The sequence below is a fragment of the Dietzia sp. 111N12-1 genome (assembly GCF_001658045.1).
GTDB lineage: Bacteria > Actinomycetota > Actinomycetes > Mycobacteriales > Mycobacteriaceae > Dietzia > Dietzia kunjamensis.
The window spans coordinates 1-7,912 of record NZ_LSSV01000059.1 but is presented as its reverse complement, the minus strand read 5'-3'; the positions used below and the strand labels follow the sequence as shown (position 1 = coordinate 7,912).

9 protein-coding genes and 2 pseudogenes are annotated in these 7,912 nt (G+C 63.1%); 2 read left to right on the top strand and 9 right to left on the bottom strand.

Annotated elements, in window-relative coordinates; all coding sequences use genetic code 11:
* Positions 1–102: 102 nt before the first annotated feature.
* The 3 genes and pseudogenes from AYO52_RS13255 to AYO52_RS17880 all read right to left on the bottom strand — a co-directional run.
* Positions 103–1,584 (bottom strand): aldehyde dehydrogenase, encoded by a 1,482-nt coding sequence (locus tag AYO52_RS13255; protein ID WP_006897513.1) that lies wholly within the window; start codon positions 1,582–1,584, stop codon positions 103–105.
* Positions 1,585–1,675: 91 nt separating this feature from the next.
* Positions 1,676–2,800, bottom strand: coding sequence for an NDMA-dependent alcohol dehydrogenase (locus AYO52_RS13250; protein WP_006897512.1), 1,125 nt, complete (start codon positions 2,798–2,800; stop codon positions 1,676–1,678).
* Between the two features lie 503 nt (positions 2,801–3,303).
* Positions 3,304–3,453, bottom strand: a pseudogene (locus AYO52_RS17880) (transposase); the annotation flags it as partial.
* On the opposite strand from AYO52_RS17880, the pseudogene AYO52_RS18390 reads away from it, so the two are divergent.
* Both AYO52_RS18390 and AYO52_RS19285 read left to right on the top strand, forming a co-directional pair.
* Positions 3,448–3,618, top strand: a pseudogene (locus tag AYO52_RS18390) (IS256 family transposase); the annotation flags it as partial. The pseudogenes AYO52_RS17880 and AYO52_RS18390 sit on opposite strands and share 6 nt — an antisense overlap.
* 120 nt (positions 3,619–3,738) lie before the next feature.
* Positions 3,739–4,008 carry a transposase gene (locus AYO52_RS19285; protein ID WP_082924011.1) on the top strand — a complete coding sequence of 90 codons (270 nt, stop codon included), beginning with the start codon at positions 3,739–3,741 and terminating at the stop codon, positions 4,006–4,008.
* Positions 4,009–4,487: 479 nt separating this feature from the next.
* On the opposite strand, the gene AYO52_RS13245 is transcribed toward AYO52_RS19285, so the two are convergent.
* The 6 genes from AYO52_RS13245 to AYO52_RS13225 all read right to left on the bottom strand — a co-directional run bounded on the left by AYO52_RS13245 (position 4,488) and on the right by AYO52_RS13225 (position 7,865).
* Entirely contained in the window at positions 4,488–5,459 is a 972-nt protein-coding gene (locus AYO52_RS13245) for an NADPH:quinone oxidoreductase family protein (protein ID WP_067718214.1), read from the bottom strand.
* Positions 5,460–5,489: 30 nt separating this feature from the next.
* The gene (locus tag AYO52_RS18385) at positions 5,490–5,630 is read right to left on the bottom strand and encodes a hypothetical protein (protein WP_156523614.1); all 141 of its coding nucleotides are present in this window, start codon (positions 5,628–5,630) and stop codon (positions 5,490–5,492) included.
* A 115-nt stretch (positions 5,631–5,745) separates the two neighbouring features.
* Positions 5,746–6,999, bottom strand: coding sequence for a mycofactocin radical SAM maturase (gene mftC / locus AYO52_RS13240; RefSeq protein ID WP_067718211.1), 1,254 nt, complete (start codon positions 6,997–6,999; stop codon positions 5,746–5,748).
* Positions 6,996–7,322 carry a mycofactocin biosynthesis chaperone MftB gene (gene mftB, locus AYO52_RS13235; protein WP_067718209.1) on the bottom strand — a complete coding sequence of 109 codons (327 nt, stop codon included), beginning with the start codon at positions 7,320–7,322 and terminating at the stop codon, positions 6,996–6,998. Before mftB ends, mftC begins: the two co-directional genes overlap by 4 nt.
* Position 7,323: 1 nt before the next feature.
* Positions 7,324–7,410, bottom strand: a complete 87-nt coding sequence (gene mftA, locus AYO52_RS18380; protein WP_067716580.1) for a mycofactocin precursor MftA — start codon at positions 7,408–7,410, stop codon at positions 7,324–7,326.
* A gap of 173 nt (positions 7,411–7,583) precedes the next feature.
* Positions 7,584–7,865, bottom strand: a complete 282-nt coding sequence (locus AYO52_RS13225) for an XRE family transcriptional regulator (protein WP_206474892.1) — start codon at positions 7,863–7,865, stop codon at positions 7,584–7,586.
* Positions 7,866–7,912: the final 47 nt, after the last annotated feature.

Sequence of the window (7,912 nt, the reverse complement as noted above, 5' to 3'; positions counted from 1 at the left end):
TAACTGGAGGGGTCCGCCGGGGCGAGACGGATCGAGAGTGCCTCGCAACGAAGTTTTCGTTGCGAGGCACTCTCAGTGGGTCAGAATTCCGAACAATTCTTCTTACGGGATAGTAAGTCCCCACGCCGCGCGGGCATCGCGGCCCGAGTAGTCAATTGCAATCGACTTCTCATTGGTGTACTCGTTGATGGCATTCGGGCCCATCTCACGGCCGAATCCGCTCTGCTTCACACCTCCGAACGGCAGTTGGCCTGACAGGGCGTGCCAGTCATTGATCCATACGGTGCCAGCCTCAAGTCGATGCGCTAGGTCCATTGCGACCGTATAGTCGGTGGTCCAAACGCCGGCCGAGAGTCCGTACTCACTGGTGTTGGCCTCTGCCACGACGGCATCGATATCGTCGTATGCCATCACTGAGACCACAGGGCCGAAAATCTCCTCCGTAGTGATCTTCATGTCAGGTGTGACGTCGGTGAAGATTGTCGGAGGAACCCACATGCCTTCCCTGTTCAGGTCAGCAGGAAGTTCGGCCTGGAATGCGACGGTTGCCCCATCCTTCTTACCGCTGTCAATGAACCCTTCCACGCGTTCCCGCTGAGCTCGGTTCATCAAGGGTCCGATGTCGGTGCTCATATCTGTGGGATCACCGATAGTGAGCTGCGATGCGCGCTGGACAAGGCGATCAACGAACTCGCGATAGATGGTTCGGTGGACGAACAACCGGGTGCCGGATTCACATGCTTGGCCGGCGTGGACCAAGAAGGCCCAGAGTGATCCGTCTACCGCCAGGTCGAGGTCGGCGTCGGGGAGCACGATGTTTGCTCCCTTTCCGCCGAGTTCCATGGTGACCTTCTTGACACGCTCTGCAGCGTTCGCCATGACCGTCCGTCCAGTGGCAGTGGACCCCGTGAATGAGACCTTCCGGACCTTTGGGTGCTTGGTAAGATGCCCACCGACTTCGGCTCCATCACCAGTGATGACATTGAATACGCCATCGGGCAATCCCGCAGCCTTGAGCACCTCGGCCAAGATGAGAGCCGTTGACGGCGTCTTCTCGTCGGCCTTGAGCACGACAGAGTTGCCCGCTGCGATTGCCGGGATCGACTTCCACACCGTGAGGAGCAGTGGAAAGTTCCACGGAACGATTCCTGCGACGACGCCAATCGGTTCACGACGAATGATGCCGACTACGCTGCCGCTTACCATGGTCGGCTGATCGGTGACGTGTCGTCGCGCCAGGTCGGCAAAGTAGCGGATATGCATGACTGGGAAGCCGACAGAGAGACCTTGAGCGAGCCTGACCGGTGTGCCGTTCTCTCGCGAGGCGAGCAAACTGATTTCTTCGGCGCGGGCTTCGATCGCATCCGCTGCGCGGTCGATTACCGCCGCCCGCTCATGCATCGGAGTTTCGCGCCAGCCGCTGCTGGCGAAAGCCGCTGCGGCGGCTTCGACCGCAGCGTCGACCTCCGCGGTTCCTCCCTTGGCTAGCGTGGCAATCACCGTGCCATCACCCGGGCTGACCACGTCATAGGTTTCGTCGGTATCGACAGACTTGCCGTCAATGAAGAGTGAGTAGTGCGTCATGTTCCCAGAACCAACTTTCTGAACTTGAATGTGTACTCAGCTTCCTTAGCCCAGGAAAGTGTCCTGTGGTGTGTGGTGCTGGTCATGAAACTCAAGCCTCTTCGTAGGTGATGATGCCGCGCAAATTTTTGCCATCCAACATGTCTTTGTATCCTTGGTTAACCTGGTCGAGGGTGTAGGTAGTAGTGACCAGTTCGTCGAGCTTGAGTTCTCCCTCCATATACCAGTCGAGCAGGCGGGGGATATCAATGCGGGGATTCGATGATCCGAACAGACCGCCGCGGATTTCCTTCTCGTACAAGGTGAGGGTTAACAGATCCAGGTCGACCTTGATTTGATCGCCCGGTGCACTCGAGGTCAGAACCAGCACTCCCCGTTTGCCGACCAGCTTCAGTGCTGGCTCCACCAGCTCGCCCTCAGCAACGCTGGTGGTCAGGATGGCCCGATGCGCCAGGGTGCCCCGAGTTAGCTCCGCGATAAGGGGCAGGGCTTCCTCCATGCTTGCGGCCACATGCGTTGCGCCGAACTCCTTGGCGCGCTCTCGTTTGTAAGCCACAGTGTCGATCGCAATGATGTTCTTGGCACCTGCGAGGCGGGCACCTTGTACTGCGTTCATGCCGATTCCGCCGACGCCAATCACGGCCACCGTGTCTCCGGGCTGGGTGCCCGCGGTGTGAAATGCCGAACCCCACCCCGTCGTGACGCCACACCCTACGAGCGCGGCCCGATCAAGCGGAACATCGTCACGGATCTTGATGACATTGTCCTCGTGGACAACAACATACGGGGAGAAGGTTCCCAGCAAGCACATCGTCCCTACGCCTTTGCCACGCGCTTGGACCCGGTGGGTCCCGTCCGAGAGCGCCACTCCTCCGAAGAGGTGGGCTCCGAGATCGCAAAGATGCGAATGTCCACTGACACAGGAGTAGCAACGGCCGCAGGAGGGGATAAACGCCAGCACGACGTGGTCGCCCGGCACGATTCCCTTGACTGCGGAGCCGACTTCCTCAACGATTCCGGCGCCTTCGTGTCCACCGACCATAGGCTCCAAGCCGACAAAGATGCCGGAGTCGATATGGTCGTCCGAATGACAGAGCCCCGACGCTGCGAGTTTGACTCGTACTTCATCAGGCCGAGGATCACCCAGTTCGATCTCTTCGACTGACCAACCCTTGTTCGCGCCAGGCTCCCAGCAAATCGCGCCTCGTGTTTTCATCAGAAAAATCTCCTGTCTCTTCTCGATATTCCTCAGTCGCTCCGCGCGGCCAAGGAGGTTGATAGGAACAAATGGGGATGTCAAAATTTGCTACACGCTGGCCGATTCAGTGTGTGGAGAACCACCATCCCTGATAGCAGTCGCTGTCATAGCCAACCTTCTCTCGCTGAGGTTGTTTGAGCGAACAAGCCAGGCCCACTCGGCTGACCCACCACGCGCTGCCACTCCCAAACGGACGACTGTGTCCTGCGCCACAAGTAGAACACAGACCACATCTTGCCGCAAGCAATATCGTACCGATTGGTACCGGATCTGTTGGCGTGACGCGATACCTCGCCTACAAGGATTGACAAGGGTTCATCCAGCCTCTCGGTGGGACTGAGATTCCACAAAGAGACCGTTCAGTACATTTATGCCAAACAGTGCGGCGCACATTCAGAGCGAACCAACGGCCTCCGGTCAAGACTTCGTCCACGACACCATCCACCCCGTCGCGCCTCCGCCAACCCGCGGGTGTTGAGCCGGACCAGGAACTCGCGCCAGAAGTCAAACGACTCACTGTCGCCGACCACGGCACCGAGCATCTCGCGGGCCCCATCGATCGAAACCCCGGTCGCCACCACCAAGGCGTGAGAGACCACATGAGCACCAAGATTCGGGACTCGTTCCCCTCAAGCGAGGCGGCGATCAAGCTGATCTACCTGGGCATCCGGAACATCGAGACCACCCGCGGTGGCGAATTCGGCACCGGCACCCAGGGATGGCACCGAGCGGTGAACGCCTTCGCCGTGCAGTTCCCCAACCGACTCCCACTCTGACCACCCGGCAGAGCGGGCTAGCTGACCGGCCCCTTACGCAGGAAACCTTGACACGCCCGGAGCCGCCTTGGGGTGTACCAAAAATCTTGGACAGCCGCTTGATGCGAGAGGATCAAGCTCATGGCACCACGATCACGTCGGAAGTTCAGACCGCAGTTCAAGGCTGAGGCCGTGCAATTGGTTATCCAGTCCGAGCGCTCCATCGCCGAGGTCGCCGGGGAGCTGGAGATCCAACCCCGGCACGTTGGGAAACTGGGTGCAAAAACACCGCCAAGACAACCCGGAACCCGGGCTCGGCCTCCGTCCGGCCGATCATGGCCGGCTGGAGGCGCTGGAAGAGCAGAACCGCAAGTTGAAGATGGAAAACGCGTCCCTAAAAAGCCGATTTAGACTCAAGTCGTCAACGCAACACCAAGCAGTTCATGGTGGAGATGGACAATGGTCAAGGTCGGCCGTCACCCAAGCACCCGCCGCGACGAGCACAGTCGAACAGCTACTCGCCGCTTAGATCAAACAGAAGTTCAAAAGAGATTGACACCGAGCGCTGCGCCATTAATTCGTTGGGTAATGCGTAGGACACTGGGAGTCTGTCGTATTGCAGCAGATAAGTCCCCCGGACTTTGCGTGCACAGCCTCGCTCGGCGAGCCACGGCACTGCCGTCCTTGATACCACTGCAATGAGGCGTGAAGGGGCCAAGTGACGAAGTCTCGGCGTGAGAAGTTTGCGAACGGGGGCACTGCCTGGCGGAACGATGCTGAGCGAACCCAGCCATGTTGCGAGCGCTACAACCGCATCCTGCTCGAGGAATGGGCCCGTGCCCGGTCCTGCCGAATTGTGTATGACCGCGCAGCCCGGTTATCGGAGTTTGTCACCTGACCTGCACCACCGCCTTGCCGCGGATGCCCCCCTTCCCGAGATCCGCGAGAGCGGTGGGCAGTTCGTTGAAGGAGTAGCGCGCACCGATATGTGGATTTACCAGCCCGGCCTCGACCATGGGATCGAGGGACTCGGCTTGGGTGCGCATGAGATCCGGGTCCAAGCCCACGAAGGCGCCGAAGGCCGCGCCGAGCACACCGGCGTTGCGTAGGAGTAGCCGGTTGACCTTGATGGAGGGGATCTGGCCGGCCGCGAATCCCACCACGAGCACGCGCCCCTCGGGGGCCAGGGCCCGGACGGACTCGTCGAAGAGCCAGTCGCCGACCGGGTCGAGCACCATATCCACGCCGCGGCCGCCGGTCCGCTCTCGGACCTCTGCGGAGAACCCGGGTTCCAGCACGATGGTCTCCGCCGCACCGGCGGCCACCGCGATGTCGACCCGGCTGGCGCTTGAGACCCCGGCGATCACCCGCGCCCCGAGCCCCGCCGCCACCTGGATCGCCGCGGTGCCGACGCCGCCGCCGGCGCCCATGACCAGAACCGTCTCGCCCGACTGCAGGTTTCCGCGGCGGGAGAGGGCGAGGTGCACCGTGTGGTAGTTCACGACCATCGCAGCAGCGAAGTCGAAGTCCACCCGGTCGGGGATACGCACCACCGCATTCAGCGGGACGGCGGCTTGCTCGGCGAATCCGCCCTCCCACACGAAGGCGGCCGCGCGGTCTCCGGGAGCCCAGCCCGACGCTGCCGGAGCAGCCACGACAGTGCCGGCGATCTCGCACCCCGGCACGACCGGCAGTTCCGGTCGGTGCTGGTACTGGCCGCGGGTCATGAGCAGGTCCGGAAAGTTCACTCCCACTGAATGGACCTCCAGCAGCAGTTCGTCATTTGTTGGGGTTGGCGGGTCGATATCGGTGAGGGCGAGACCGGCCGGGCCGGTGTAGTCGCTGAGGACGAAAGCGCGCACGCGCGTCTCCTTCGGTGATGGGTTGGCGGATCATGGAGTCGGGTAGACGAGGTAGACCGTCTGGCCGATCATCGCCGGCCGGTCCTGGCCCTCGATGTCCACGCGCACGGACACCGTGTACTGGACCCCGCCGTCCTCCCGCTGGCGAGTGGATTCGATCGCGGCGGCCAATGGCGTGGCCCGACCATTTCAACGCGCAACGTTGGGCAGAATTCGGACGATGGGGCCCCACGCGACGAGCCACATTCTCGGGGGCCTCCTTTTTCGGGGGTTCGGGAGCGGTCGGTCAGACCGGCGACTCGTCGCACAGGCTCCTGGGCCGGCGCGGCGGGGTGGTGATGAGCGTCAGCGGCACGGGACCCGTGGGCTGCTTGCGCGCGGCCAGTCCGTTCACGCGGGAATGATCCTGCGACGCCGGGGGGATATTCCGCTCGGCCTCGAGCAGTCCCTCGCCGTATCCCTGGACGCACTCCGGGTCCGGGCCGTCCATGGGCAGGCCGGTGAAGAACTTGGCCGCCATGCAGCCGCCCCGGCAGCTGTCGTAGAAGTCGCAGGACGCGCACGCCCCGGCGGACTGGGGCTCGCGCAGCTCGCGGAAGAGCTCAGAGGTCTGCCAGACCGACTCGAAGCTCCCGTCGGCCACCACATTGCCGGCCAGGAAGTTGTCGTGGATGGCGAAGGGGCAGGCGTAGACGTCGCCGATCGGGTCGATCAGGCACACCACGCGACCCGCACCGCACAGGTTGAGGCCGGGCAGCGAACCCTGGCCGTCGCCGAAGGCGGACAGGTGGAAGAAGCTGTCGCCGGTCAGGACGTTCTCGCCGTTCGCGACCAGCCAGTCGTAGAGACCCCGCTGCTGCTCGGGGAGCGGGTGCAGCTCGTCCCAGACGTCGGCGCCGCGGCCGGAGGGACGCAGTCGGGTGATCCGGAGCGTCGCGTCGTACCGGTCCGCCAGGGCCTTGAACTCGTCGAGCTGGGTGACGTTCTGCCGGGTGACGACCACCGAGATCTTGGCGTCGGTGAACCCGGCGTTCTGGAGGTTCTCCAGGGCCCGGACCGCCATGTCGAACGACCCCGGCCCGCGGACCGCGTCGTTGACCTCGGCCGTGGCGCCGTCCAGGGAGATCTGCACGTCGACGTAGTCGCTGGCGGCCAGTCGCTGCGCCACCTTCTCGTCGATCCGCACGCCGTTGGTGGAGAACTTGACCCCGACCTGATGACTCGTGGCGTAGTCGACGAGCTCCCAGAAGTCCGGGCGGACGGTGGGCTCGCCACCGCCGATGTTGACGTAGAAGACCTGCATCTTCTGCAGCTCGTCGATGATCGCCTTGCACTGCTCGGTGCTCAGCTCACGGGGGTCGCGCTTACCCGACGAGCTCAGGCAGTGCACGCACGCCAGGTTGCAGGCGTAGGTGAGCTCCCAGGTCAGGCAGATCGGCGCGTCGAGCCCGCGCTCGAACTGGTCCACGAGACGGCCGACGGGAGCGGGCGCGGTCGTGGTCGGCGCGGTGGCCGCCGGGCGGTTCAGCGTGCTGGTCATGAGGTCTCCTCGATCATGCGCGAGGCGGCGAGCTGGCCGAGCGCGTGTAGGTACAGCCTTGCGGTACCCGGATCGTCGATCGGCACACCGGCGGCAGCGCACGCGGCGCGCGCCGTGGGGTGGTCGGCCAGGATGCGGACCACCTCGACGATGGTCGGCGACTTGAGGAAGCTGAGCTTGCGGGTGTGGAAGTGGTAGAGCAGGGCCCCGAACGGCACAGGCCGCAACGCCACTCCGGGGTGCAGGCGCCAGTCGGCATCGAGATCGAAGGCCGCTGTGGCGGCTTCCTGTTCGGCGTCGGCCGGCGCTGCTGCGGACGTCATTTCAGTAGACCCCGCACATGCCGTCGATCGAGACCTCTTCGATGAGGGCCTCTTCCAGCACGACCTCGGTGTTCTGCGTGTTCTCCACGACGATTCCTCTCGTCGAACCAGATGTGCGCTTCACCACTTGGGTGAGATCTACATCATATTGACACAGGGTGCCAATGGCAAGGATCACGGCACTGGCGTCTGCTTTCGAAGTCGGTTAGGGCTGGGCATTATGAGTTCTGACGCACCCGAAGAAATTTCCACGGCCCAGAGTTATGCGTCTTGTTCGATGGTGGCCACATGGCCGGCGGCGCCAAGGTAGGCGGCATCGCGTAGGGCCGCCTCGAGAACCCGGACATACGGGAGACGTAGTTCAGCGGCCATGCCGTCGAGCGTGGTTCGGGCCGGCAGGCCGCGCAGACCGTGGGTGCGCCACAGGTGCAGATTCTGGCGGGTGATCCCGGATTCGCCATCGGACCGACCTCGGATCATCTGCGCGATGCGCACCTGCTCGCAGGTCAGGCGCAGCCCGAGTTCAAACGAGCTGCGAGCCATTAGGGGAGGTGTCGAGTTCGCACGATCGACAACTCGACACCCTTAGG